This is a genomic window from Mycolicibacterium llatzerense (assembly GCF_025331195.1).
GTDB lineage: Bacteria > Actinomycetota > Actinomycetes > Mycobacteriales > Mycobacteriaceae > Mycobacterium > Mycobacterium llatzerense.
This window is the reverse complement of record NZ_LXOV01000001.1, coordinates 1,077,802-1,103,676: the sequence shown is the minus strand read 5'-3', so window position 1 is coordinate 1,103,676 and position 25,875 is coordinate 1,077,802. Positions and strand designations below refer to the sequence as shown.

Annotated in this window: 22 protein-coding genes and 1 pseudogene; 12 read left to right on the top strand and 11 right to left on the bottom strand. The window is 68.5% G+C overall.

The window, feature by feature from the left end:
* Positions 1–168 precede the first annotated feature (168 nt).
* The gene (locus A7G45_RS05610) at positions 169–903 is read left to right on the top strand and encodes an LpqN/LpqT family lipoprotein (RefSeq protein ID WP_043987487.1); all 735 of its coding nucleotides are present in this window, start codon (positions 169–171) and stop codon (positions 901–903) included.
* A gap of 4 nt (positions 904–907) precedes the next feature.
* Positions 908–1,309: a hypothetical protein gene (locus tag A7G45_RS05605; protein ID WP_043987486.1), complete on the top strand. Its 402-nt coding sequence runs from the start codon at positions 908–910 to the stop codon at positions 1,307–1,309.
* Positions 1,310–1,424: 115 nt separating this feature from the next.
* On the opposite strand, the gene A7G45_RS05600 is transcribed toward A7G45_RS05605, so the two are convergent.
* The 3 genes from A7G45_RS05600 to A7G45_RS05590 form a co-directional block, all read right to left on the bottom strand.
* A partial coding sequence (locus tag A7G45_RS05600) for an ATP-binding protein (RefSeq protein WP_260934646.1) occupies positions 1,425–4,389 on the bottom strand: 2,965 nt, incomplete at its 3' end.
* Between the two features lie 104 nt (positions 4,390–4,493).
* Complete coding sequence (locus A7G45_RS05595; protein ID WP_043987483.1) at positions 4,494–5,090, bottom strand: DUF3592 domain-containing protein; 597 nt, start codon at positions 5,088–5,090, stop codon at positions 4,494–4,496.
* Between the two features lie 129 nt (positions 5,091–5,219).
* Complete coding sequence (locus tag A7G45_RS05590) at positions 5,220–6,389, bottom strand: S1C family serine protease (RefSeq protein ID WP_043987503.1); 1,170 nt, start codon at positions 6,387–6,389, stop codon at positions 5,220–5,222.
* Positions 6,390–6,783: 394 nt separating this feature from the next.
* Between A7G45_RS05590 and A7G45_RS05585 the strand changes: the two genes are divergently transcribed.
* The 6 genes from A7G45_RS05585 (at position 6,784) to A7G45_RS05560 (ending at position 12,688) form a co-directional block, all read left to right on the top strand.
* The gene (locus A7G45_RS05585; protein ID WP_260934638.1) at positions 6,784–7,221 is read left to right on the top strand and encodes a hypothetical protein; all 438 of its coding nucleotides are present in this window, start codon (positions 6,784–6,786) and stop codon (positions 7,219–7,221) included.
* A gap of 145 nt (positions 7,222–7,366) precedes the next feature.
* Entirely contained in the window at positions 7,367–8,995 is a 1,629-nt protein-coding gene (locus A7G45_RS05580; protein WP_260937993.1) for a metallophosphoesterase, read from the top strand.
* A gap of 53 nt (positions 8,996–9,048) precedes the next feature.
* Entirely contained in the window at positions 9,049–10,740 is a 1,692-nt protein-coding gene (locus A7G45_RS05575; protein ID WP_260934635.1) for a serine/threonine-protein kinase, read from the top strand.
* 55 nt (positions 10,741–10,795) lie between these two features.
* Positions 10,796–11,422: a helix-turn-helix domain-containing protein gene (locus A7G45_RS05570; protein WP_260934632.1), complete on the top strand. Its 627-nt coding sequence runs from the start codon at positions 10,796–10,798 to the stop codon at positions 11,420–11,422.
* Positions 11,419–12,075: an enoyl-CoA hydratase-related protein gene (locus A7G45_RS05565; protein WP_260934628.1), complete on the top strand. Its 657-nt coding sequence runs from the start codon at positions 11,419–11,421 to the stop codon at positions 12,073–12,075. The genes A7G45_RS05570 and A7G45_RS05565 overlap by 4 nt, the downstream gene beginning before the upstream one ends.
* Before the next feature lie 106 nt (positions 12,076–12,181).
* Entirely contained in the window at positions 12,182–12,688 is a 507-nt protein-coding gene (locus A7G45_RS05560) for a pyridoxamine 5'-phosphate oxidase family protein (RefSeq protein ID WP_043391371.1), read from the top strand.
* Between the two features lie 49 nt (positions 12,689–12,737).
* On the opposite strand, the gene A7G45_RS05555 is transcribed toward A7G45_RS05560, so the two are convergent.
* The gene (locus tag A7G45_RS05555; protein WP_260934620.1) at positions 12,738–13,040 is read right to left on the bottom strand and encodes a GNAT family N-acetyltransferase; all 303 of its coding nucleotides are present in this window, start codon (positions 13,038–13,040) and stop codon (positions 12,738–12,740) included.
* A gap of 78 nt (positions 13,041–13,118) precedes the next feature.
* Positions 13,119–13,415 carry a WhiB family transcriptional regulator gene (locus A7G45_RS05550; protein ID WP_133760087.1) on the bottom strand — a complete coding sequence of 99 codons (297 nt, stop codon included), beginning with the start codon at positions 13,413–13,415 and terminating at the stop codon, positions 13,119–13,121.
* A 414-nt stretch (positions 13,416–13,829) separates the two neighbouring features.
* Between A7G45_RS05550 and A7G45_RS05545 the strand changes: the two genes are divergently transcribed.
* Positions 13,830–14,540, top strand: a complete 711-nt coding sequence (locus tag A7G45_RS05545) for a transcriptional regulator (protein ID WP_260937990.1) — start codon at positions 13,830–13,832, stop codon at positions 14,538–14,540.
* A 9-nt stretch (positions 14,541–14,549) separates the two neighbouring features.
* Here the strand turns inward: A7G45_RS05545 and A7G45_RS05540 are convergent, their stop codons facing one another.
* On the bottom strand, positions 14,550–15,749 hold the full coding sequence (locus tag A7G45_RS05540) for a MinD/ParA family ATP-binding protein (protein WP_260934611.1): 1,200 nt from the start codon (positions 15,747–15,749) through the stop codon (positions 14,550–14,552).
* 551 nt (positions 15,750–16,300) lie between these two features.
* Here A7G45_RS05540 and A7G45_RS05535 point away from each other — a divergent pair.
* Positions 16,301–16,435 (top strand): annotated as a pseudogene (locus tag A7G45_RS05535) (ESX secretion-associated protein EspG); the annotation flags it as partial.
* A 91-nt stretch (positions 16,436–16,526) separates the two neighbouring features.
* Here A7G45_RS05535 and A7G45_RS05530 read toward each other — a convergent pair.
* The 4 genes from A7G45_RS05530 to A7G45_RS05515 are packed head-to-tail and all read right to left on the bottom strand — an operon-like array spanning position 16,527 to position 20,623.
* The gene (locus A7G45_RS05530; protein ID WP_260934609.1) at positions 16,527–16,784 is read right to left on the bottom strand and encodes an HPr family phosphocarrier protein; all 258 of its coding nucleotides are present in this window, start codon (positions 16,782–16,784) and stop codon (positions 16,527–16,529) included.
* Between the two features lie 47 nt (positions 16,785–16,831).
* Positions 16,832–18,844 (bottom strand): PTS fructose transporter subunit IIABC, encoded by a 2,013-nt coding sequence (locus A7G45_RS05525; protein WP_260934606.1) that lies wholly within the window; start codon positions 18,842–18,844, stop codon positions 16,832–16,834.
* A 25-nt stretch (positions 18,845–18,869) separates the two neighbouring features.
* On the bottom strand, positions 18,870–19,847 hold the full coding sequence (gene pfkB / locus A7G45_RS05520; protein ID WP_260934603.1) for a 1-phosphofructokinase: 978 nt from the start codon (positions 19,845–19,847) through the stop codon (positions 18,870–18,872).
* Positions 19,844–20,623, bottom strand: coding sequence for a DeoR/GlpR family DNA-binding transcription regulator (locus A7G45_RS05515; RefSeq protein ID WP_043391313.1), 780 nt, complete (start codon positions 20,621–20,623; stop codon positions 19,844–19,846). Before A7G45_RS05515 ends, pfkB begins: the two co-directional genes overlap by 4 nt.
* Before the next feature lie 102 nt (positions 20,624–20,725).
* Between A7G45_RS05515 and ptsP the strand changes: the two genes are divergently transcribed.
* Together ptsP and A7G45_RS05505 are read left to right on the top strand one after the other, a co-directional pair.
* The gene (gene ptsP, locus A7G45_RS05510; protein WP_260934600.1) at positions 20,726–22,465 is read left to right on the top strand and encodes a phosphoenolpyruvate--protein phosphotransferase; all 1,740 of its coding nucleotides are present in this window, start codon (positions 20,726–20,728) and stop codon (positions 22,463–22,465) included.
* A 53-nt stretch (positions 22,466–22,518) separates the two neighbouring features.
* Positions 22,519–23,493, top strand: coding sequence for a pirin family protein (locus tag A7G45_RS05505; RefSeq protein ID WP_260934597.1), 975 nt, complete (start codon positions 22,519–22,521; stop codon positions 23,491–23,493).
* On the opposite strand, the gene A7G45_RS05500 is transcribed toward A7G45_RS05505, so the two are convergent.
* Positions 23,494–25,668 carry an FUSC family protein gene (locus tag A7G45_RS05500; protein ID WP_043391900.1) on the bottom strand — a complete coding sequence of 725 codons (2,175 nt, stop codon included), beginning with the start codon at positions 25,666–25,668 and terminating at the stop codon, positions 23,494–23,496.
* Positions 25,669–25,875 lie beyond the last annotated feature (207 nt).

Genomic DNA, 25,875 nt, shown 5'->3' with positions numbered 1-25,875 from the left:
TTAGCTCCGCGGTGTTGGAATCCGGTTGGAAGTCCAGGCCGGTCTGGTTGGCGGCCGCCGGCGTTCCAACCACGTGCCGCGGCGAGTTCAACGGAATTCCAATCGGACGTCCATATCGTGACGCCGAGGACGTGACCGACGTCCGTCGTCTAACCCTGAGGAGTCACGATGCAGATGTCGCATCGGCCTGTCATCGCCGTTGCCGCCGCCGTTTGCCTGAGCTTCACGCTGGGCGCCTGCGGAGGCGACAAGGACAAGAGCACGACCAGCTCGAGCTCCAGTTCCAGCTCGTCGAGCTCGAGCAGCAGCTCGAGCGCGTCGTCGTCGACGAAGGCGGCGCCCAAGCTGAAGCCGCGCAAGGCTGACGAATCCGGGGCGAACCCCACGATCGCCGACTACATCAAGCAAGAGAAGATCCAGGAGACGTCGATCCATCCCGGGGATCCGGGCGCGCCCGCCGTGGACATCGAGCGGCCGACCGGTTGGGACAGCGCCGGGGAAGACACCCCCGATTACGCGTACGGCGCGCTCGTCTACACCGGGCCCGGCGCGCAGAGCACGGATTACACGGCGAACATCATTGCGCTGGTGTCGCGCCTGGACGGTCCGGTGGATCCGGACAAGCTGCTCAAGCTCGCCGGTGGCGAGGTGAAGAACCTCCCAGGTTTCGAGTCCGCCGGTGAGGAGGCGGGGACGTCAGCCGGCTTCCCGGCTTTCCGCATCGCCGGCACGTACAACCTCAAGGGCGGCGGCAAGGCCGCATTCGGCCAGGAGACCGTGGTCTTCAAGGGGCCCGACGGCTTGTACGTGCTGCAGATCAACGCGACCAGCGATGAGAGCCAGGGCAAGGAGCTGTTCGACGCGTTGGATGCGGTGGATAAATCTCTGAAGATCACCTTCTGACGAGATGGCGACGGCGCCACCCCGAAGTAAGGCGTATCTCCTCAAGAGCCGAACCAACACCTGGTGGGTGAACGTCGAACTGGAGTTGACGGACACCCAGGTGCGGTGCCTGGCGTCCGAGTATTCGAAATGGGTCGACGACCAGTTGGACCTGACCGACTATCAGGCGAAGCTGGCCGCGGGCCAGGAGGTGGTGATCTTCGACTACCCGCGGGACGCGGTGACGGTCACCTGGCTGCGTCAGTTGTATCGGGGCGGCTGTGAGGTCAGTCGTGGGAACTCCCGCAAATGGGTTGTCTCCCTGGTGTATCCGGCCGGATTCGGCAGTGTGCTGGATCTGATGACGGACCGGGCGATCTGGCGTCAGTGGCGCGAGGAACTCCCCGACCGGACCGTGCGGGCCTGATTCAGACGGGCTCGACCGACTGGGTCGCCAGCCGCTGTGCGATGCCACGGGCGAAGGCTTGTTCGCCCGTGGCATCGGCCAGGCGGCCGGCCCGGTGCAGCAGGGCGCGGGCGCNCGGGCCGGCCCTGGTACAGCTCGATGTCGGAGAGCAGGCACAGGAACATCGTGTTCATCACCGTGGTGCCGTCGCAGGTGTATTCCTCGAACGCCTGGAAGGCGACGGCGGCGTCCCCCTCGCCGGAGCCGAGCACCTGTGCCCAGACCCGGACGATGCGCGCGCACGCGGCCCATTGCGGGCTGCCCGCCGCGCTGAACTCGACGTCGACCTGGTCGGCCAGTTCGACGATGCCGTCGGTGATACCGAGGACGGCTGCGCATTCGACGTAGGTCAGGCGGGCGGCCAAGATGTTGAACACGTCGCCGCGGCTCTGTGCGAGATGCAGTGCGCGGCGGTGGTATTCGCGCATGGCGTCCACATCACCGCGGACTGCCTCGGCGATGGCCATCCAGCAGTAGACGCGGGGATGGAAGAAGTGCAGCGGATCGGTGACGGTCTCGGGCGGCGGGAAGGTGTCCATCATGTGCAGCCCGGTGCTGATCAGCATGTCGGTGTTGCCGCGCAGGGTGTACAGCAGGATGTGCACGAAGTCGTTGACCAGACCGATCACCGGATCACCGGATTTGTCGTACTGGTCCTGCAGACCGATCACGATGATCTCGACCTCGTCGATGCGGCCGTGCGCGCACAGCAACATGGACTGCAGCGCGATGGCGCCATAAAAGTTGCGGCCCTTGACTTCCTGGCCGATCTCGAAGGCCCGCTGGACGGCCGCGGCGGCCGACTCACTGGCCTGCCCCTCGAGGATGTTCTTCGCGCCGGCCAGGTGTAGCCACAGGGTGGCTTGCCGGTCCAGGTGTTCGGGCTTGGCCGGCAGCCGGTCACTGATCTGCAGCGCGTGCTCGGCGAGCCCGGCGACGTCGTGGTACGCGGACCGGTTCAGGGCCCGTTGGATGGACATCTCGAGGATGCCAAGGGCCACATCGGGATTGAGCTCGGCACCGGCCCGCCAGGCATGGTCGGCGGTGGCGATGACGTGTTCGTACGCGGCCGTCGCGAGCGTGGCCGCCCGGGTGGTGGCGATCGCGGCGTGCACGCTGGTGCGGTCGGTGGTGGCGAGCTGAGCGATGAGCGCGTCGCGTACCAGCCCGTGGCTGAATCGGTAGGCACCGGGGCGTGCCGGCAGTTCGTCGAGCAGGCCGGTCTGATACGCCGGACGCAGCCGGTTCTGCACTGTCGACACCGAAAGGTCGACGATGTCCGCCAGGTCGGCGACGTTGAATTCGGGCCCGACGACGGCGGCCGCGCACAGTACCCGCCGGCACGGCCGGTCCAGCACGCCGAGCCGCCGGCCGACGACGCCGACCACCGCGTCCGAGAGGGCGGGATGGCTGCGTTGCGGGCCACCGTCGGTATCGAGCGCCCGGGCGAGTTCCTTGATGTAGAAAGGGTTTCCGCCGGCCTGTTCCCAGACCTGGGCCGAGACGGCCGGCGGGATGGTGCCGCCGGCCACCGCGTCGACGAGGTGTGCGGCGGACGCGCGGTCGATGCCGTCCAGGTGCATCGTGACGGTGTCGTTCGACCGGACGATGCGCTCGAAAGACGACCGGTTCATCGGCCGGTCGGCGCCGAAGAAGGTCCAGTTGCCGATGATCTGGATGGGGATGCGCGGGAATTCTTCAGCGAGCAGGACCAGCGTGTTGATCGAGGCGGGGTCCGCCCGTTGCAGGTCGTCGATGACGAGCACCAGCGGGGCCATCGCCGACAGCTCGCGCAGCGCCGACACGATTCTCTCGACCAAGGCGAATCCTGTTGGCGCGAAACGACTACCGGTGCTGAGGTCGTCGTCGCCGTGCCATTCGGGCACCAGGGCATTCACCACGCCAGGCGCTTCCCGCAGTACCGCCTTGCGGCCGGCGGGTCCGAGCTCGCCGCCCAGCTGGCGCAGCAGCTGGATCCAGGTCCAGTGCAGGGGCAGCTTCACCCCGCTCGGGTGTCCGGCCCAGGCCACGGCGATGCCCGCCGCACGGGCGCGGGCGACGGCCGCCTGCGCCAACGTCGTCTTGCCGATGCCACTGTCGCCGGTGACGAGCGTCAGTCCGCCCGCTCCGCCCTCGGCTCGGCGCACGGCGGCGTTGACCGCACCGAGTTCGGTGTCCCGGCCGACGAATGGCGGCGGTGCTGCCGGATCGGGGTCGAGTGTGTGCAGCGGCGGCGCGACCCGCAGTTCCGCGGCCCCGTCCCGGATCTTCTCGAAGAGAGTCTGCAGGCCTTCGCCGGGCCGGGTGCCTACCTCGCGGTCGAGCGTCGTGCAGGCCCGCTCGAACGCCTGGATCGCGTCGGCGGTGCGGTTGGACCGGTGCAGGGCCAGCATCAGATGGCCCCACAACCGTTCCTGCAGAGGATGTTCCGCCAGTGCCGCCTCGACCTCGGGAACCAGTTCCCCGCCGCCGCCGAGTTGCAGTGCGGCGTCGAATCGCGCCTCGATGGCGGTGGTCCGCAGAGCCGCGAAGCGGATGGCCTCAGGCGCGGCGAACTCGTGATAGGCGAACTCTCCGAACGGATCTCCATGCCAGAGTCCCAGTGCCTCGGTAAGCATCTCGACGGCGGCGCCGGCCGCATGGCGGACCAGTGCCGTCCGGCCTTTGGCCACCAGGCTTTCGAAGCTGAGCAGGTCGATGGCGTCGCCGGTGAGCAGATTCAATTGGTAGCCGTGCGGATGCGAGGCGAGCCGTTGGCTCTGGCTGTCGGCCCGGCGGAGGTCCGGGGCCTGGTCAGGTCCGATATCTGCGCCCGGATCGAGGACCCGACGGAGGTTGGCCACATAGGAGCGGACCGAAGCCAGCGCCTTCGGCGGTGGCTCGTCGCCCCAGACGGCATCGATCAGGCGGTCGATGCTGACCACCGTGCCGTGATGGGCCAGCAGCACCGCCAGTACGCACCGCTGCTTCGGTCCGCCGAGCGCCGCCGGCGTGCCGTCGACCCGGGCCGTTACTGCACCCGAGAGGTAGTACTGGACCATTTCCCCCGATTCACAGCAAATTTGGAATTGGGGAGACGATACATCCGCGCGTGACCTGCGGCAGCCCAGATGAACCTGGCAATCTGCTGGACCGCCCGGTCACATCAGAGGATTTCCGGCCCCCGTTTACGCCCGGCCCGGCTCGCGATCCCGAATCCGGCGCCCACCAGGAGAAACGGGGCGCTGATGATGGCGAGCAGGGTCGGCAGGAACCACACCTGCCAATAGGTGTCGATGGTGGCGTCGTGCGGGTCATCGGGGTGGTAGCGGACGTCGACGTGCTCGCCGACCGTGGCCGGTGGTGGATTGCTGCTGATCGAGCTGAGGAAGCGGATGTGGGTGCCCGTCGAGGTGGCGAATTCGACGCGGGCCCGGTAGCGCGGGCTGCTGCCGCCGCCGCTGGGCACCAACTCGACGACCGTCCCGTCCGCGTGGCGGTCGGACGAATTCGATTGGGCCACAAACCCCGCGCAGATGCCGGCCGCGATGGCCAATGACAGCCCCACCGACAGGAATGCCTTCGCCAGGACCGGTGCCGGGGATTTCTTGGGCACGTCGGCGGTGGCGCCGAGTTCTGTTGGGACGGTCGTGGTGCCGGAGGCCGCCTTCCGGGCGCGTTGCTTGCGCAGCAGCGCAACGAGAATGGCGATGTCCACGATCACGATGACGGCGATCAGCACCACGATGTACTCGACGCGCATGGCCCCTCCGGAAATGTCGACACGGAGAGGGTAAGACGGCAGACGCCTGTGAGGGTTGTGTACGCGTATCTCGGGTTCCGCGTACACAACCCTCACAGGGATGCGGGGACAGGGACGGGCTAGGCCGGCCTAAGCATCCGTCTGCCCCAAGGTCACCTGCACCGAGCGTTCGGCTCCGGAGGGGTCGGCGTAGGTCACGGTGACGTTGTCGCCGGGCGCCTTGGACCGGATCGCCGCGACGAGCGCCTCAGGACCGTCGATCGGCTGGTTGTCGACCTTGGTGATCACCGCGCCCTTGTCCAGGCCGGCCGCGGCGGCGGGGCCGTCGGCGACGACACCGGCCACTGCCGCGCCCTGCGCGCTGGTGTTGGCGGCCAGCTTCACACCCAGCGAGGCGTGCTGCACGGTGCCGGTCGAAATCAGTTGGTCGGCGATGCGTTTGGCCTGATCGACCGGGATGGCGAAGCCGAGGCCGATCGAACCGGGCTGGGCACCACCGGAATCCGGGCCACCACCCAGCGAGGCGATCGCCGAGTTCACGCCGATGAGGTTGCCGTTCATGTCGACCAGCGCACCACCGGAGTTACCGGGGTTGATCGCGGCGTCGGTCTGGATGGCACTCATCACCGACTGCTGTCCGGTCTGCTCGTCACCGGTGCTCACCGGACGGTTCAGCGAGCTGATGATGCCGGTGGTGACGGTGCCCTGCAGGCCCAGCGGCGAGCCGACCGCCACCACGTTCTGCCCGACGCGCAGGTCCTTCGAGGAGCCGATGCTGATCGGGGTCAGGTCGGACACGCCCTGGGCCTTGACCACCGCGATGTCGTCGGCGGGATCGGCGCCCACCACGGTGAAGGGCACCGTGCGGCCGTCGGCCAGGGTGACGGTGGCCTTGGTCGGTCCGCCGGCGGTCATGCCGCGGGGCAGCCGGCCACTCGGGCTCAGCCCGCTCGGCAGTGAATCCTGTGCCGCGGCAGCCTGGTTGGCCTCGGCGACCACGTGGTTGTTGGTCAGGATCAGCCCGTCCGCGGTGAGGACGATGCCCGAGCCCTCGCCGCCCTGCTGGCCGGTCTGGACCTGCAGTTTCACGACGCTGGGCAGCACCTTGGCGGACACCGCTTCGACGGAGCCGGCCGGGGCCGCCGGCGCCTGCGCGGAAGCGGTTGGCAGCGAGCGGTTCTGAATTCCGGTGGCGAGCGGAACCTGCGCGGCCGGCACCACGCTGCCGAAGTGATCGACCGCGGCCATGGTGCCGGCGGCACCGGCCGCGATGGCTACCGCGGCGACGCCGAAGGCCAGCAATCCGGAGCGGGAACGCTTAGCTGGCGCCGGTGGAACGGGCGCGGCGGGGTACTGGTGCGGTGCCCCGTACGGAGTCCGCAGCGGCTGGGTGTGCTCGTCGGAAGCGTAGGGGCGCCGGTAGCGGTCATTGCTCCACTGGACCAGTTTCTCCTGCTCAGTGGCGTACTGCCGCGACCAGAGATGCTGGTTGTCCGGCGTCGGGGGTTCTGACGGGTGTCTCATTGGCGTTGACTACTTTCTCGAAACGTCGGTAAGACATGCGCGTTAACGCTTGATGTCTCCACCGTGCCGTCGCCAACTGAGGCGTTGCTGAGAAAGAGTTCGGGACAGCCCAAGACTTTTCAGATCACAAAAAGTGTCATTCCTGGCCGGGGCTCGGTACCGTCTCCGCATGTTCCGACGCGGCGTCGTGGTGCTCCTGACCATGTGGTTGTCGATCCTGGTCGGCACCGCGCAGGCGTGGGCGGAACCGGGCGTCGACCCCGGCTCACCGGCCGGCGAGGCCATCGTGACGCCCTCCGTCGCGGCGTTGGCGGCCGAACTCGGCAAGCCCGCAACTCTTGCGGTTCAGGTCGTCAACATCTCTGAGCCGTGGGCATTCGTGTACGGCGGCATCCGCGGGGCCGACGGCCAGCCGTTCGACTTCCGCGGCACGCCCCTTGCCGAAGGCGCCGCCGAAGGGTTTGTGTCTCGGACCTACGCGGCCCTGCTGAACCACCGAGGCGACCGGTGGACGGTGACGGAACAGGCCGTCGGCCCGACGGACGTCGCGTGGCAGGACTGGCCGCAGCGGTACGGCGCCCCGGCGTCGTTGATCGCGATTCCGTGAACCCCGGCTGAACTTCGGACTTGATTCCGGTGTCGGACTCGCCAGACGCTCCGCGCTGGGCCACGATCGACGGGTGCGTCCGACCCGACTGACCGCCGCCGGTGAAATCCCGGACACGGGCCTCCCCGACGACTTGTCGGCAACCATGACCATCGCCGAGCAGCACGACTGGCACCAGCAGTACCTGCGCCGGCACCGGGTATCGCGGCGGAACTTCCTGCGTGGGTCAGCGGCAGCCGCTGCGGTGGCGGCCCTGGGCCTGGCACCGTTCGGGCGCCGCGCCTACGCGCAGGACGCGCCGCTGAGCGTGGCCAACCGCCGGGTCGGATTCGGCGGTGACGCCACCAACCAGCTGCGACTGTCCGCGCAGCTGTCGCGAAATCCCGGCAGTACCAGGGTGTTCGTCGACCACGGACCCACCGATCAACTGGGCGCGACCTTCGAAGCCGAGGTACGCAACCTCGTCACCCAGATTCCGACCAACGACCGCGGCGTGCTGGCGGCCGAGCAGTTCTACGCCCATGTCCCGGTCGACGGCCTACCCGGCGGCACCGCGCATTTCTACCGGTGGCGCACCGAGGACGGCTTCGTCAGCGACGTGCGGTCTGCCAAGACGGCGATGCCCAGCGTGCGAAAGACGTTGGCACCGTTCCGGTTCACCATGATGGGCGACCAGGGCACCGATGATGTGCCCCGTCAGCCTGCGGGGCTCAAGCCGGGCGACTATGACGATCGCTACTACAAGCCGGATAACGAGCCCGACGCTCCGCACACCGCCAACGTGTTCAACCAAATCGTCGCGTCCAAGCCCGAATTCCACCTGCTGGCCGGAGATATCGCCTACGCCGACCCGTCCGGCGGCGGCAAGCCGCTGTCATTCGTCGCATCGGGTAAGCCCGCGCACGGCTTCGACAAGTACAACCCGTTCGTCTGGGACGTCTACCTGGGCTCCATCGAGGCCAGCGCGGCGAGCACACCGTGGATGTTCGCGACCGGCAATCACGACATGGAGGCCTCGTATCCGAGCCACGGATACGGCGGCCACCTGGCGCGCATGGACTTTCCGGACAACGGCCCGGCGGCCTGCCCGTCGGTCTATTCGTTCGCCTACGGCAACGTTGCGGTGTTGTCCCTGGACGCCAACGACGTGAGCTTCGAAATCCGTTCCAACACGGGCTATTCCGACGGTACGCAGAATTCCTGGGTCGAGCGCACCCTCGCGGCCTACCGGGCCGACCCCAACATCGACTTCATCGTCTGCTTCTTCCACCACTGCGCCTACTCGACCACCGACTCCCACGCCAGCGACGGCGGCGTCCGGGCGGCCTGGTGCGAGCTGTTCGACCGCTACCAGGTCGATCTCGTGCTGCAGGGACACAACCACGTCTACGAACGCACCGACCCGATCCGCGCCGACCGCCCCACCAAGGTCGCCGGTGACAACTCCACCGTGGACGCGGAAACCGACGGCACCGTCTACTACACCGTGGGCTGCGCCGGCCGGCCGCGATACGGCTTCCAGCCGGGCGAGCCCGAGAGCTACCGCGGCCACGAGTCTCCCGACACGTTCGTCCCGAACAGCTATGTTTGGACGTCCGACGGTGAGAAGAAGGCCGAGGCCGTCGGCTGGTCGCGGGTGCGTTTCCGCAACTATGCCTTCATCCGCGTGGACGTCAGGCCCGGGCAGTTGCTCAGCGAAATGGACGTGATCGCGGTCGACGAACACGGCCGGGAATTCGACAAGGTCACCTATCGCCGCAGGGTGCGCGCGTAACCGCGGATCACCCACCTCTGGCAGCTGACGCGGCTGCCTCTTATGGTTAGCCGGTGGATGGGACACCGTTCGGCCGCTACCGGCTGATTGAGCTGCTCGGCCGCGGCGGCATGGGTGAGGTCTGGAAGGCCTACGACACCACCATGAAGCGGGTCGTCGCGATGAAGGTGCTGCCCCCGACCTTCGCGGACGACGAGCAGTACCAGGTGCGTTTCCGGCGGGAGGCCCACGCGGCCGCCGGGCTGGATGAGCCGCATATCGTGCCGATCCACGATTTCGGTGAGATCGACGACCGGCTCTACGTGACGATGCGGCTGATCGACGGCAAGACCGTCCAGGAGCTGCTGGCCAACGGCCCACTGACGCCCGACCGTGCGGTCTCGATCGTCGAGCAGATCGCCGCCGCGCTCGGTGCCGCGCACGGTGTCGGCCTGGTGCACCGCGACGTCAAACCCGCCAACATCCTCGTCACCCCAGACGATTTCGCCTACCTCATCGACTTCGGTATCGCCCGCGCCGCCGGCGAGACCAAGCTGACCCACACCGGCGCCACCATCGGCACGGTCGCGTACATGGCGCCCGAGCGTTTCACCAGTGATCGTGCCGATGCCCGCTCCGACATCTACGCGCTGACCTGTGTGCTGCACGAATGTCTGACCGGCGCTCCGCCGTTTCCGGGCGACAGCATGGAGCGGCAGATCACCAGCCACCTCTACTCGGATCCGCCGCGGCCGTCGACCATGCGGCCCGGTATTTCGGCGTACATGGATCAGGTCATCGCCACCGGCATGGCCAAAGATCCCGAACTGCGTTATGCCACAACCAAAGACCTGGCTGCCGCCGCCCGTGCCGCGTTGGCCGGACCGGCGCAGCCTGCTCCGTTCGGTCAGCCCGCTCAGCAGACACCGCCGCCGGCGTGGGCCGCCCCGTCGGTCCCCTACCCCACGACCGGCCCCGAGTCCTACCCGGCGCACGCGCACACGCAGTATGCGAGCCCGGCCCAGAGCCTGGGGCCCGGATCAGCGCAGTGGTCACCGCCCCAGCTGACGAATGCCCAACCGGCACAGTCGTGGTGGCGCAACTCGGCGGTCGTGATCGTCGCCGCGTTGGTCACGGTGGTCGTCCTCGGGGGTGCCGGCATCGCCTACGTGATGTGGCCCGACAGCGGTTCGAGTGATCAGCCGGTGGCCACCAATGATCCCAGCGCGCAACTGTTTCCGTCGCTGCCCACCGGCCCCGGCGGCACCGTTGCGTACCCGACCGGTGGCATGTCCACTCCCGCCTCGACTGCCGCGTCGACACCGCCGGGACCCAGCCAGCTGCAGACCGCCGACGGCCTGACCAACCTGATCGGGACCATCAAGGCGAAGTTCGGGGACGCCATGGGATTCAAGCTCGTGGTCTACCCCGACTACGCGATCATGGATCGCGTCTCTCCCACCAACAAGCACGTCGACCAGAGCTTCATGTACCGCGGCGGCGGCTGGAACAAATGGGGCTCGGACACCAGCACCAGTTCGTTCGACGTGCTGGCGGATCTCGGTGCCATCAATGCGCAGGCGGTGGCCGCGACGATGGCCGGCGCGCCCCCGCAGCTGGGTGCGGAGCCGGGATCGCAGATGTACCTCATCATCGAGGGTGAAGAGGGCGGCGGCCTGGGCCTGGCGATTCACTCCACCGCACCGGGCACCGGATACATGCAGGTCAACGCCGACGGAACCATCAAGCAGATCTACCCGCCGTAACGGGGCGCGCTCCCGCTGCGTAGTAACGGAGCGATCGCTCTGTTATGGTGTGCCGGTGCCCCGGCCTCGTGTTTACGACCTCGATGCGGTGCTCGACGCTGCCGAGTCGCTGGCCGTCGAGGCCGGACCGGCCGGCGTCACCACCCGCGCCGTCGCGGCTGCGGCCGGGATCTCCAACGGCGCGATCTATCACAATTTCGGCTCGCGGACGGAGCTCGTCGCCCGGACGTGGCTGCGTGCGGCACGCCGATTCCTCGATGTCCAAACGGAATTGGTCGATGCGGCGCTGGCCGACAAGGCTGCCGACCCGGTGGACGCCGTCGTCGCGGCCGCGCAGGCCCCCGCGGTGTTCTACGAACGCCGGCGGCAGTCGGCTCAACTGGCGTGGCGTGTGCAGCGCGACCAGCTGCTCGGCCCCGACCTGCCGGCGTCGCTGGCGGCCGAACTCAAAGACCTCGACCGTCAGCTGATCGACCTGATGGTGCGGCTGTCGTCGCACCTATGGGACCGTCGCGACGGCGCGGCGGTCGATGCCATCACCGTGTGCATCGTGGATCTGCCGACGGCAATCATCTTGTCCCGCAACAGAATCAGTAACAGCTGGGCTCGTGATCGGCTGTCCGCAGCCGTACGCGCGGTCCTTGCCGACGAACCCACCCCAACCAGGAGGAAACAACCATGACCATCACCGTCACCTACCAGGACAAGATCGCCATCCTCAATCTCGGCGATGACGAGAACCGGTTCTCGCTGGGCTTCCTCGACGACATCAACGGCGCCATCGACGATCTCGTCGCGGGTGGCGCCCAGGGTCTGGTCACCACCGGTGCCGGGAAGTTCTACTCCAACGGGCTGGATCTCGACTGGCTGATGGCGCACGGCGACCAGATGCAGGCGTACGTCGGGCGGGTGCATGCGCTGTTCGCGCGGGTGCTGACCCTGCCGATCCCGACGGCCGCAGCGGTCAACGGGCACGCCTTCGGCGCCGGCGCCATGCTGGCGATGGCCCACGACTACCGGACCATGCGCTCCGACCGCGGGTTCTTCTGTTTCCCCGAGGTCGACATCCGGATTCCGTTCACGCCCGGGATGGCCGCCCTGATCCAGGCCAAACTGACCCCGCAGGCGGCGATCGCCTCGATGACCACCGGCCGGCGCTTCGGTGGTGACGACGCCGCCAAGTACGGAATCGTCGAGGCCGCCGCGGCCGAGGACGCGGTGGTGCCTGCCGCGGTGGAGCTCGTGATCCCGGTGGCGGGCAAGGATTCTCAGACCATGGCCGCCATCAAGGCGACGATGTTCGGCCCGGCGATCGCGGCGCTGCAGGCCGAGTAAGAGCCGGCAGCTGGGGCGGCTGGGCAGCTCGCTGCCGGGTCCGATGGGCAGTGCGCTGCTGGGTCCGATGGGCAGCTCGCTGCCGTGGCCTGATAGGCATAAGAGCGTGGGACAGAACGAGCGCAAGAAGATCGTCATGACCGACGACGAGATCGTCGAATTCATCGATCGCAGCCGGACCGCGACCATGGCCACCGTCCTGGCCGACGGCCGCCCGCACCTGGTGGCCATGTGGTACGCCGTGCTCGACGGTGAAATCTGGTTCGAGACCAAGGCCAAGTCGCAGAAGGCGCTCAACCTGCGCCGGGACTCGACCATCACCGTGATGATCGAGGACGGTGACACCTACGGCACCCTCCGCGGCGTCTCGATCGACGGCACCGCCGAGATCCTCGACGACGTCGACACCTGTCTGCGCGTGGGCATCAGCGTGTGGGAGCGCTACACCGGCCCCTACACCGATGAGATGCGCCCGTTCGTCGACCAGATGATGAACAACCGCGTCGCGGTCCGCGTCGTGCCGAGCCGGATGCGCAGCTGGGATCACCGCAAGCTCGGCATGCCCGACATGCCGGTCAGCGGTTCGACCGCGCAGTACCTGGGCCAGCAGTGATCTCGGCGCGCCCCGTATCACTCTCCGATACGGAGCGCGCCCAAACCACTCAGGCCGGGTCGACCAGCGGCGCGTACTCGGGATGCTTGGCGATGTATCCACTGACCATCGAGCATTCCGGGACGATGCGTAGCCCTGCGGCTCGCGTGGCGTCCAATGCCTCGGCGACGAGGATCGTCGCCAGCCCGCGGCCACCGTATTCGGGCTGAACTTCGGTGTGCGGGAAGATGCGTCGGCCGCCCTGGTCGAGGTAGTCGATCAGCCCGACAGTCTTGCCGTCGACGGCGATGGTGAATCGTCCGGCTTCGGCGGTGACGGTGGTCGGTGCTCCGGTGTTGTCGGTAACGCTCATCCCGTCACGGTAACCCTCGTGCGTAGAACCGCTGCCCGCGCTGCCGCCCCCTCAAACGGCAGCGTGGGCAGCGGGGTACTACGCGACTTCGAGGAAGATGCGGCGCTGACGGCGGACCGGGAAGCCATTGGCTTCGGCCAGGGACCGCAGCTGCTTCAGCGCGAACGTCCGGCCGCGACCCTCGTCGGCGGGAATGACGATGCCGGCCCAGAGGCCTTCGGCGCGGGGCAGTTCGACGGCGTCACGCGCGCACGCCCAGCGGCGGGGGCACTGCCGGCAGAGGCTCTTGGCTTCCTCGCTGGCGATCGTCGTCCACTGCTCCGGGCTCCGGGTGCACTCACCGAGCGGCAGGCCGTCCATGGCAATTGCGGTCATCGGGGTACTCCTTAGCTGTTGCGCTGCGACTGTTCCGTCGCGGTTGAGAAGAATCTATAGCACCAGACTGCAGTAACGCAACAGTTAAACCGTAGCGCTAGGTATATTTGCAGGTCAGGGCGCTATTGATGGTCGGAAATCATCCGAATGGTCCGGAATAACATTGGTGAAAGTCGTGGTTTGGGGAGGGTGTACGGTCTAACTGAAGCGCTTCCGGGCCTACCGATACGGTTCAGTGACTGTCAACGCAATAGTTATGCGGGACGGAACGGGCTAAGCTGTATCGGACCGCTGACAGCGCTCCGGATTTCTTGTTGAGCGCGGGCCGCAATGAGATGGAGGTGACCTCGGGTGCCGAACATCGATCCCGATGACGTCACCGAGTACATCGCCCTGCCCGCCGTCGATCCCGGGATGGAGCGCGCCGGTGCGGCCGCCGCAGCTCGGCGCCGCGAGCTCGACATCAGCCAGCGCAGTCTGGCGGCCGACGGCATCATCAACGCCGGAGCGCTGATCTCCTTCGAAAAAGGCCGCAGCTGGCCGCGCGAGAGAACGCGCCTGCGCCTCGAAGAGGTATTGCGCTGGGCGCCGGGAACCATCGCACGGATCCGCAGTGGCGAGCCGGTCCCGGCGCAGGCGCAGTTCGCGGCTCCTCAGCTGCAAGCCGCGCCCGCCCCGCCGTTGACCAACGCGGGTGAGGTTCCGCTGATCGCCCAGGCGGTCGTCGCCGCGGTGAACACCTTGGGTGCCACAGCCGACGCGCTGCCGGCGATCGAGGATTCCGAATTCACGCCGTGGGTGACGCAGATACTCTCCGACCTGCGGCAGCTCGAAGCCGTCGCCGCGAGCGCCGCCCGGCTCGGGCCGGTATCGCCGCCGCTGATCAAAGCACTGGGACTGGTGCGCGCCCGGATCGATGAACTGACACTGCTCGGCGCCAAAGCGCCGACCGCGACTCTTGGTCAGCGGCTGTACGCGGCGCGGCGCGGTGCCAACCTGACCATCCAGGAGACGGCCCTGGCCGCCGGCGTGCCCGAGGCCGTCGTGGTCGGTGCCGAAGCCGAAGCGACCGTGTCGGAGCAGGACAAGCAGTTGGTCGAAAAGCTGCTCTTGCAGCTGGTCTAGCTGCAGGTGTCAGGAACGCTCGCGGTGCCGGTCGTCACTGGTCGGGAAGTTCGCCGCGAGTGCGGCCGCGATCTCGATGAACTTGCGTCGCGTCGCCGGCGCCAGCTGCCGGGTACCGGCGATGACGCCGCCCGGCCGCAGGTGCCCGTCGAACGGGACCTCGACGACGGCCTGACCCTGCCCGGCGAACTGCTGGGCCAACACCGAGCGCGTGCGCTTGTCGGCATGGCCGTCGGAATCGTTGAGCACCACCACCGTTCGCTGCAACAGACCGTTGAGGCCGTGTGCCGCCAGCCAATCCAGCGTCTGCCCGGCCGCGCCGGCCCCGTCGACCCAGGGTGATGACACGACGATGAGCGCGTCCAGATCCCGGAGCACCTCCTGGGTGACGGGGCTGTCCATCGTCGAGCTGCAGTCGATGATCGAAATGGTGAAGTGACGATCCAGCCGGGAGGCCGCCTCCCGGTAAACCGCGGGGTCCAGCACCCGCCGGCGGGCCGGGCTCGCCTCACCGGCCAGCACGAACAGTCCGGCGGCATTGCTGCCCACGCGGTTACGGATATCGGCGAAACTCTCGAGATGCTGGTCGGATGCCAACTCCCAGTACGAACTCAGGGCTTTGGGATCGACGCGGCTGCCGAGCTTGCCGAATGCGGTGTCGGCGTCGACGGCCACGACCCGATCCTCCTGCCGGAGCTCGGCGAACAGCGACCCGATCGAGGCGGACATCGTCGTCTTGCCGACGCCGCCCTTGCCCATGACGCCGACCTTGTAGTGACCCGACAACGCCGACCGAATTCGGTTGATCTGCTGAGCCTCGTGGATCTCATCGGGTGATGGACCGAGGTTGACCAGCCCGAACGTCGCCTTGAACAGCGTCTTGCGCCAGCCACGACCGGGCTCGGGCTTGCGGGCCCGGAGCAGGTCGTCCCGGCGGATGGCGTCGGCGTACGACCCCGGCGCCGTGAACTGACCCTGTGGGCCGTACGGCCACGGCTGCTGTGACGGGCGACCTGGCTGGATGGGACCGGGCTGAATGGGGCCGGGCTGCGGCGGGTAGCCGGTCCTGCGCTGCAGCGGTTCGGTGTGCTGCATGCCGGTGTTGCCGCTCGCCGGATTCACGCGTGGCCAGGCCGGCGGCGTGTTCACCGGGTGTCCGGCAAAAGCGCTTTCCGGGGGGTTGTGCTGCGGTTCAGAGTGGTCAGTCACCGAATACGCGCTTTCTCTCCTCGGTTCGCTCGACGCAGGTGCCAAGACGCAGATGCCCTCCCAGTATCGACCACGTCAGTGGCGATAGCGGGATGGCCGGGCCCAATACCGGTGTCGGCAGTCCGGCCGGCGGTTCGATGGAGGTTCGCGGAGTGCCGTCGAATTGCTTGCCCACCAATATCTTTCGGCGCGCGACGGTGGCGGCCGACCAGGCCGTGGCGGTGTCGAATTGGTGCGGACCTGTGGTCAGACCCGCTGGTAGGCTCGATGCGGGTTGTGGGGAAGCGCTGTGGGGGTGGTGTGGGGCCGCCTGTGCAGGTCAGATGCCGTGACTCGCGTAGGAGTTTGGCCATCGGCCTGCCGCCTGTGAGGTGGCGTACCAAGATGGTCACGGAGGACAGCGATGCCCGGCGCCTGGCGTCGGGAACAGGGGGTGGAGCCGACATGCAGCGGGTGGACACATGTACCGGGCGTGATGCCAGGTCGTTGACGCTGTCGGGGCAGTGGACGTGACCGGCCCGTACTCCGCGGCCAGCAGTGCCTCGGGCGGAATCGATGACGTCGTGGCCGTCGAGGTCACCATCGACGGCATGCTCGTCATCGCCGACCAGCTCGGTCTGATGGATTTCCCGCCGAGCCTTGGCATCCGGCCGAACATCCCGCAACTGGACCTGCGGAACATCGTGTAACCATGTAGCACGAATTCATACTAGTGGTGTGTAGCGGGGGCTCAGTGCGCTTTCTGTGGCCGCTGGGAGTGGCCCCGAGCGGTGCGCGTCAGGCGTCGAGGTCCTGCGACACCAGGTCGGCGACCACCGCGAGCGCGGTTTCGTCGTCCGAAGCCACCGTCACCTGGGCGCCGTTGCCGGCCCCGAGCGTCATGATCATGAGCGCCGAGCCGGCGTCCACGGGTTCGCCGCCGTCGACCGCGAGGGTTACCTGCGCGCCGGAGTTGACGACGGCCTCGGAGATGACGGCTGCCGGACGGGCGTGCAGGCCGATGGCGGATCCGACGGTGACGGTCTTGCTGGGCATGGCTTCTCCTTTGTGGGGTTGGGTTGGTTGTCTGATCTGGAAGTTGTTCAGCTGCCGGCGGGCTGCAGGGACGCGCTGGCTTCGGCCGCCGGGACTGCCCTGCCGGCGCTCTTGGCGACGATGACCGCCAGTGCGCTGCAGACGGCTCCGACGACGACGGCCACGACGAACCAGATGAGGTGGTCGATGGCGAAGAAGACGAAGATGCCGCCGTGCGGTGCCTTGGAGGTCACGTCGAACGACATCACCAGGGCCCCGGTGACGGCGCCGCCGAACATCATCGACGGGATGACCCGCAGCGGGTCGGCCGCGGCGAACGGGATGGCGCCCTCGGTGATGAAGCACGCGCCGAGAAGCCAAGCGGCCCGGCCGTTTTCGCGCTCGGGTTCGGTGAAGAGCCGGGGCCGGACGGCCGAGGCCAACGCCATGGCCAGCGGCGGCACCATCCCGGCGGCCATGACGGCGGCCATGATCCGCAGCGATGCGACGTCGGTCATGTTCAGACCGGCGGCGGCGAAGGCGTAGGCCGCCTTGTTGACCGGGCCACCCAGGTCGAAGCACATCATCAGGCCGAGGATGACGCCCAGCAGGACCAGTGAGCTGCCGGTCATGCTGCCGAGCCAGTGGGTCAGGCCCGACGTGACGGCGGCCAGGGGGCGGCCCAGCAGCAGGAACATCGACAGGCCGACGATCAGTGAGGCGCCCAGCGGGATCACCACTACCGGCATCAGGCCGCGGAACCACTGGGGCACTTTGAACGACCCGATCCACAGTGCGGAGAACCCGGCGATCAGCCCGCCGACGATGCCGCCGATGAATCCGCCCCCGACGGCGACGGCCACCGCACCGGCGGTGAAGCCCGGTGCGATACCGGGACGGTCGGCGATGGCGAACGAGATGTAGCCCGCGAGGGCCGGGACGAGGAATCCGAAGGCCAGCCCGCCGAGCGTGAACAGCACCGCACCGAGGTACTGCAGGAGTCCCCCGGCCGGCAGGTTGGTCAGTGAATTGGTGGTCGCGATGATGTGCGCGAGTGAATCAGTTTGCCCGGCAGGCTTGTTGGCGATCTCGTAGCCCGCGAACAGGAACCCCAACGCGATCAGCAGGCCGCCGGCCGCGACGAACGGGATCATGTAGCTGACACCGGTCAGCAGGATCTGGCGTAGCCGCGTGCCCCAGCCCAGCCCGCCGCGGGCATCGGTGGGCGCGGGGGCCGCTGCATCGCCCTGCACCCGGGCGGCCCGCGGATCCTTGGCCGCGGCAACGGCTTCGGCGATCATGGTGTCGGGTTCGTTGATGGCCCGCTTCACGCCGGAAGCGACGACGGGCTTGCCGGCGAACCGCTGCTTGTCCTTGACCCCGACATCGGTGGCGAAGATGACGGCGTCGGCCGCGGCGATGGTCTCGGCCGACAGTGGGGTCGAGCCGGACGACCCTTGGGTTTCGACGCTGAAGCGCACGCCCGCACGGTCGGCAGCCAGTTTCAGGGCGTCGGCGGCCATGTAGGTGTGGGCAATTCCGGTGGGACAGGCGGTGATTGCGATGAGTGAGGCAGCGGGCGCCGATTCGGGCGCAGGGGCCGGGGTCGGCGGTGCGACTGGGGCTGCGGGTGCCGGGCTGACGACGCCCTCGACGAGAGCGACCACCTCGGCGTCCGTGCCCGCGGCACGGAGCTGTTCGACGAAGTCCTTGCGCACCAGGGCCCGGGCCAGGCTGGACAGCAGCTTCATGTGTTCGGTACCGCCGGATTCCGGTGCCGCGATCAGGAAAGCCAGGTCGGCGGGACCGTCGGGTGCGCCGAACGGGACCCGGGGTGCCAGCCGGGCGAAAGCGATGGTGGGCTCGTCGACATGGGGTGATCGGCAGTGCGGGATCGCGATGCCACCGGGAAGGCCGGTGGCGGACTGGGATTCGCGCGCCAGTGCCGCCTCGATGAGTCCGTCGCGGTTGGTGGCGCGGCCGGCCGCGGCCATCCGGCCGGCCAGCAGTTCGATCACATTCTGCTTGTCCGGGCCGGCGTCGACGTCGAGTGCGACGAGGTCCGAGGTGATGATCGGCATGGGTGTTCCTTTGACTAGAACGGGATCAGAGAGTGGCTGAGGCGGAGGTGACTGCCTGTACGCGAACGGTTTTCACATCGATCTGCTCGGGGTTGGGCAGCGCGGAACCTGGCAACGAGGCAGCTGCGCTGCCGTAGGCGACGGCCGTTTGGAGCCGCTGCGCGGGCGGGGCGCCGGCGATGGTGGCGGCGAGATATCCCGCCAGCGATGCGTCACCCGCGCCGACAGTGCTGCGCGGCACGATGGACGGGGCCGTTGCCGCCCACACGCCGTCGTGGTCGACCAGGACCGCGCCCGCGCCACCGAGGGTGACGAGCACGGTGTGCGCCCCGCGGGTGACGAGTTGCTGGGCGGCGGCGATCACCGGCAGTGAATCACCTTGTGCGGCAGCCTCTTCCAGCTCATGCGCTGAGCGGCCGGTCAACCACGCCAATTCCTCGGAATTGGGCTTGATCAGATCGGGCGCCGCGCTCGAGAAGGCTTCGGCGAGTGCGGTCAGGGGACGCTCGGAGGTGTCCACCGCGACGCGGCACGGCAGGGCCGCCAGCTGCGCGACGATGTCGGCGTACCAGCCGTCGGGAACGCCCGGCGGCAGCGATCCGGACAGCACCACCCAGATGGCCCGCGCCGCGTGCTCGGAGACGACTGCGGTCAGCGCCGCCAGGGTGGCGTCATCCAGATGTGCCCCGGGCTCGTTGAGTTTTGTTGTGGTGCCGTCAGTTTCGGTGATCGTCAGATTGCTGCGCACGGTGCCCGGGATGTCGATGTTGTGAAACGGCACCCCGCGGGTCCGCAGCTCCGCCAGGATCGGATCGTGGTCGGCGGCAGGCAGCAGGGCGACGGTGTCGACACCGTTCTGCGTCAGCGCGCGAGATACGTTGACGCCCTTGCCCCCTGGCTCGGTGGAGACGGGGACCAGGCGGTGTACCGCTCCCCTGGTCAGCGGTTCGTCGAGGGAGAGGGTGCGGTCCAGGCTGGGGTTGAGGGTGACGGTGACGATCACGAGCCGGCCTCCGCGCAGATGACGTCGACTCCGGCGTCGATGAGTTGGCGGCGCTCGTGATCGCGGATCTCGTTGTCGGTGACGACGGTCCGCACGGCCGACAGCGGTGCGAAACTGACCAGGTCCTCGCGGCCGAACTTGCTCGAATCAGCCGTCACCACAACGTGGTTGGCGCACTTGGCCATGGCGCGCTTGATGGCGGCCTCGTCACTGTCGGGGGTGGAGAAGCCGTGCCGGACGGTGATGCCGTTGGTGCCGAGGAAGGCGACGTCGACGCGCAGGGAGTCGAGGGTTCGCAGCGCCTGCTCCCCCACCACGGCCTGGGTCAGGCTGCGGACCCGGCCGCCCAGCAGTTGCAGGGAGATTGTCGGGTTGGACGTCAGCTTCGCGGCCGCGGGAATCGAGTTCGTGATGATGACGAGGTCGCGGTCGGTGGGGATGAGCTCGGCGATGCGCGCGGTGGTGGTGCCGGCGTCGATGAGTACCGTCCCGCCGGTGGCGGGCAGCAGGGCAACCGCCGCGGCGGCGATCGCGGCCTTCTGTTGGGTCTGGGTGGAATCGCGCTGGACGACGCCCTGCTCCACCAGGTGCAGTGTGCGGGCCGGCACCGCTCCCCCGTGCACTCGGCGGATGACCCCCGCTTTGTCGAGGACGTCGAGGTCGCGGCGCACCGTTTCTGTGGTGACGTCGTAGGCGTCTGCCAGTTCGTTGACCGAGGCGCGGCCGTCGGCGAGCACTCGCGAGGCGATGGCCTGCTGCCGTTCTTCCGCGTACATGACCCTCCAAGATTGTGGGAACACATCCGATTCGATCTTTATATTGTTTGTTTTACGCTTGGATATGTTGACTTGTCAACGGTTCGGAGTAATCTACATCACATGAGCCAGACATCTGTGAGCCCGGCCCCGACGCCACAGTCAATGCCGGTCGATGTGGAAACCGGCGGCGCACCGGTGGTGCTGCGCGGAGTTCCCGCAGTCGGCGGAGTGCGTTACGCGCCGGTGCTGTGGCCAGGGGCGCGACCCACGCCCGAGGCCGACGCCGTGCCCGTTGAACTGGGGGAGTCGGAGCGGGCAGGGGAGCGGGAGCGCTTCGCGGCCGCGTCTGTCACCGTCGCGGACCGCCTCCGGACCCGGGCGGCCAAGGCCACCGGAGCGGCCGCGGAGGTGTTGGCCACGACGGCGACGCTGGCGCAGGACCGGGCCTGGGCGTCGGCGACGGACAAGCGCATCGCCGACGGCATGTCCGCGGTGCGGGCCGTGGTCGCCACGGCAGACCAGTTCGTCGAGATGTTCACTCGGATGGGCGGATTGATGGCCGAGCGGGTCGCCGACCTCAGGGATATCCGGGATCGCGTGATCGCCGAACTGCGCGGACTTCCCGAGCCGGGGGTGCCGGTGCCGGACGTGCCGTCGGTGCTCTGCGCCGAGGACCTGGCGCCGGCGGACACGGCCGGGCTGGACCCGCAGCTGGTGGTGGCGTTGGTGACCAGCCTCGGCGGGCCGACCAGCCACACCGCGATCATCGCCCGTCAACTAGGCATTCCGTGTGTGGTGGCCGTTTCCGGGCTCGAGCAGGTGCAGTCGGGCGCGATGGTGCTGGTGGACGGCACCAACGGCACGGTGGCGATCGAGCCCGACGCGACCGCAGCGGCCGAGGCTGTGGCGCAGGCGCGGCGTGAGTCCGACCTTGCCGACAGCTGGGGTGGCCCCGGATCCACCGCCGATGGGCATCGGGTAGCGGTGCTCGCCAACGTGCAGGACGGCGCCGCCGCGCACGCGGCCGCCGCGACCCCGGCGGAGGGCATCGGGCTGTTCCGGACCGAATTGTGCTTCCTGAATCGGGATCTGGAACCGACCGTCGACGAGCAGGCGCAGATCTACGGCGACGTGCTGGCGGCGTTCCCGGAGCGAAAGGTGGTGGTGCGCACCCTCGACGCTGGTTCGGACAAGCCGCTGCGATTCGCCGGTCATGCCGATGAAGCCAACCCGGCGCTGGGAGTACGCGGCATCCGCATCGCCCAGGGCAATCCGGAGCTGCTGACCCGCCAGCTCCAGGCGATCGCGGCTGCGGCCGCGGCGACCGGCCAGCGTCCGTGGGTGATGGCCCCGATGATCGCGACGCCGGCGGAGGCGAAAGCCTTTGCGGCGCAGGTGCGATCTTTCGGTCTGACGCCCGGCGTGATGATCGAGGTGCCCGCCGCCGCGCTCCTGGCCGACCGGATCTTGCGGCACGTCGACTTCCTGTCGATCGGCACCAATGACTTGACGCAGTACACGATGGCGGCCGATCGGATGTCGGCCGACCTGGCGACACTGAGCGACCCGTGGCAGCCGGCGGTGCTGGCGCTGGTGCGCGCGGCGGCCAAGGCGGGCGAGGAGCAGGGCAAGCCGGTCGGCGTGTGCGGGGAGGCCGCGGCTGATCCCGCGCTGGCGTGCGTGCTGGTCGGGCTGGGCGTGACGTCACTGTCGACGGCGGCTGCCGCGGTCCGCGCGGTCGGTGCGGCGCTGTCGGGGGTGACGCTGGATCACTGCCGGGCGGCCGCCGATGCCGCGCTGGCGGCGGAGTCCTCGGACGAGGCGCGCAGTGTCGCGATTGCGGCGCTGGCCGGGCATTGACCTGCGCTGTTGCCGTCCGGAATTAATCGGACTACGGTCCGGTTATAGGTGACATGCCTGCTATCACTGCTGACACGATCAGCTTGCCGCGTATCGCTTCCGCCGCACCGAGTGAGACAGAACGCCCGGTGCGATCCATCACCACCGGCCCCCGGGGCTATGAGGGCGAGGGTTTCCCAGTCGTCCGTGCCTTCGCCGGGGTCAGCCCGGCCGACCTCGATCCGTTCGTCCACATGGACCAGATGGGCGAGGTCGAGTACGAGCCCGGCGAACCGACGGGCACCGACTGGCACCCGCACCGCGGCTTCGAGACCGTGACGTACATGATCGACGGCCGCTTCGCACACCAGGATTCACACGGTGGCGGCGGCCTGATCACCGACGGCGCCACCCAGTGGATGACCGCCGGATCGGGCATCCTGCACATCGAGACGCCGCCGGCCGAACTTGTCGAGAGCGGTGGCCTGTTCCACGGCCTGCAGCTGTGGGTGAACCTGCCCAAGAAGGACAAATTCGCCGCCCCCAGGTACCAGGCCATCGAGGGCACCGACGTGACCCTGTTGTCCTCCGACGACGGCGGCGCGCTGGCGCGCGTCATCGCCGGTGAGATCGGCGACGCCACGGGGCCAGGCGGTACCCACACGCCAATCACCATGGCGCACGCCACAATTGCGCCCGGAGCTCGCCTCGACGTGCCGTGGAACCGCAAGTTCAACGCGCTCGTCTACATCCTCTCCGGACGCGGCACCGTCGGACCCGTCGGGCACCCCATCCACCAGGGTCAGCTGGCCGTGCTGGGCCCGGGGGACCGCATCACCGTCGCTGCCGACGCCGGCCAGGACTCCAACCGGCCCGCGCTCGAGGTGCTGTTGCTCGGGGGCCAGCCGATCCGGGAACCGGTCTTCCACTACGGCCCGTTCGTGATGAACTCCAAGTCGGAGCTCATCGAGGCGTTCGACGACTTCCAGTCCGGCAAGTTCGGCCAAATTCCGCCGAATGCGTTGAAGCCGCACCGGCCCGGTCGCTGATCAAGCGGGCGCGGGGTCCGGGTAGAGCAGCTCCAACTCGCCGAGGCTGGCCGCGACGGTCACCAGAGGCAGCGCGGCCTCGACCGACAAGGTTCCGCCTCCAGATTCGGCGCGCAGAGCCAGCACGAAGTCGTCACTGATCGGGCTGCGCTCTGCGGCGCCGGGATCTTCGGTGCCCGAGATTCGGGCGCAGATCGACGCGGTGTGTTCTTCGAGTACGGCGCGGGCGGCCGGGTACGGGGCCAGGGGCGGCGGCACGACGTCAGCGATGAGGTCGGCCGCCGCCCGCAACCGGACCGTCTGATTGGCAGCCCGGACCACCGGCGCCCGTAACTCCGTGGCCCCACTGCTCTCCGAAAGAAAGTGGCGCACAGCATCATCCACGGTGCGGGAGGCGGTCAGGGCGTCGTAGCTCAAGGCGTGCACCCGGTCGGTGGCTGCCTCGGATGCGCCGCGGGTCACCCGCCGCACGGCGGCGATCAGGTACCGCGTGCCGGCGGTGCGCGCCGAGTCCAGCGTGCGCTGCACCACCGCCGCTGAACCTCGTGGCCACAGCAGCAGCGACACCACGACGCCCACCGCGGCGCCGACCAGGACATTCTCGAGCCTGATCAGCCCGACCCGCCAGCCCGCCGGACTGAGCAGGTTGTAGATCGTGAGCACCAACATCGTGAACATCGCCTGGCCCGCGACGAACGAAAACACGTCGGGCACATAGGCGGAACCGAACGCCACTATCGGCAGGAGCAACCACAGCAGGACGGGATTCGCCCCGATCAGGTGGATCACCACGGTGCCGAGCAGGAACCCGATCGCGGTGCCGCCGACCGCACGCACGACGCGCGTCCCGGTGGTCAGCGCGCTGCTGCGCAGCACGGACAGGGACGCCATGGCGATCCAGAATCCGTGTTGCAGCGGAAACAGATGAACGACCGCCACCGCCACGGCCAGCCCGATGCCGGTGCGGAGGCTGTTCTGCACCACCACGGCCCGGGTCGCGACGAACCCCGACGGGATGGCGGACACGGCCTGGGATTCGGACAACACCCGATCGAAGTTCCCGGAAACCGGCAATCGCCGACCGAGGACGCGGGCCCACACCGGGCGGGCGTCGGCGTCGGCCGCCAACCCGATGACCCGGCCGGTGGCCCCCACACATGCCGAGAAGGTGCGTAGCCGCAACAGTTTTCGGCCGGCCGCGACAGCCAGCAGGTCGTCGGGCTCGCCCCGGATCAATTCGATGTCCTCGCGGTAACGCCCCCGGGTCGCGGCCCGATGCGCGGTCAACGCCTCGGCCAGATCGGCGCGGTACCGATTGCGGCCCTCGGCCCGCGGCGTGCTCAGCACCCGGGCGCAGTCGTTCAATACCCGAATGGCCGGCCCACGGGTCTCCGCCAGCAGTGAGCCGGTGGCATCGGTGGCACGGTCGCACAGCCAGCGCAGATCGTCGACCACCCGCACCAGGGCGCGACTGCCGGCGGTCAAACCGACCGGACGGAAATCGGCGCCGAGGAAGTTGTCACCCAGCACCTCCATCGCATCGGAGAGCTCCTGAGCCGTCGCCGACCCCTCCAGCCGGGCCGCCAGCAGCCGGCACACCTGCGCCGCGTGCTTGCGCAGGTCGTCGTGATGCGTGGGCGGCAGCAGGAACAACGCGGCCGGGACGGCAATGGCCCAGGCCACCGCCCAGCCGAGCAGTCGATCGGGGACCGGGCCTGCCGGCGTGCACACCGGCAGCACGAACGTCATCAAGGTGGAGCGCTGGCCGGCGGCGATGATCTCGCTGAGGACACCGGAGAACGTCACCAGCACGCCGATGGCGAACATCGCCGGTACGGCGAGCCACGGATGCGGGGACAGCAGCGTGCCCAGGGTGATCAGGACCGTTCCGTTGAAGCCGAGGCCGGCATAGGCCAGCGCCCGCGCCGGCCGGTTGCCGGGAAAATCCACCACCACCAACAGCGCCACCGCGCCGAAGATGGCGAACATCGTCGTCTGCGAACCGCTGCCGACGGCGGTACCGACCGCCAGTCCGACGACGGCGACGACCGGCAGCACCAATCCCGCACGGGTCGCCCGGCGCAGGGCGTCATGTTCGGGATCGCCGTCGTGTGGCCGCGTTCGGAGCTGCTGCCAGCGCACCGCCAGCGACTCTCGCGACACCACGCCCGTCATGGCGCCCAACATTAATTTGGCTGACGTCGTCATGCGCCGGCAACAACACGCCCTATGGGCCGGCTTTCTCCGTGCCGTCGCCGACGCGGGGTCGTTCCTGGCCGGGCTACCGATCGGGACCGGCCGGCGGACGCGAACCTGGCGCCGTGCAGCAATCGGTCATTGACATAGCTGCAAGTTTGCTGGAAGAAGCAATTTCAGCGGCCA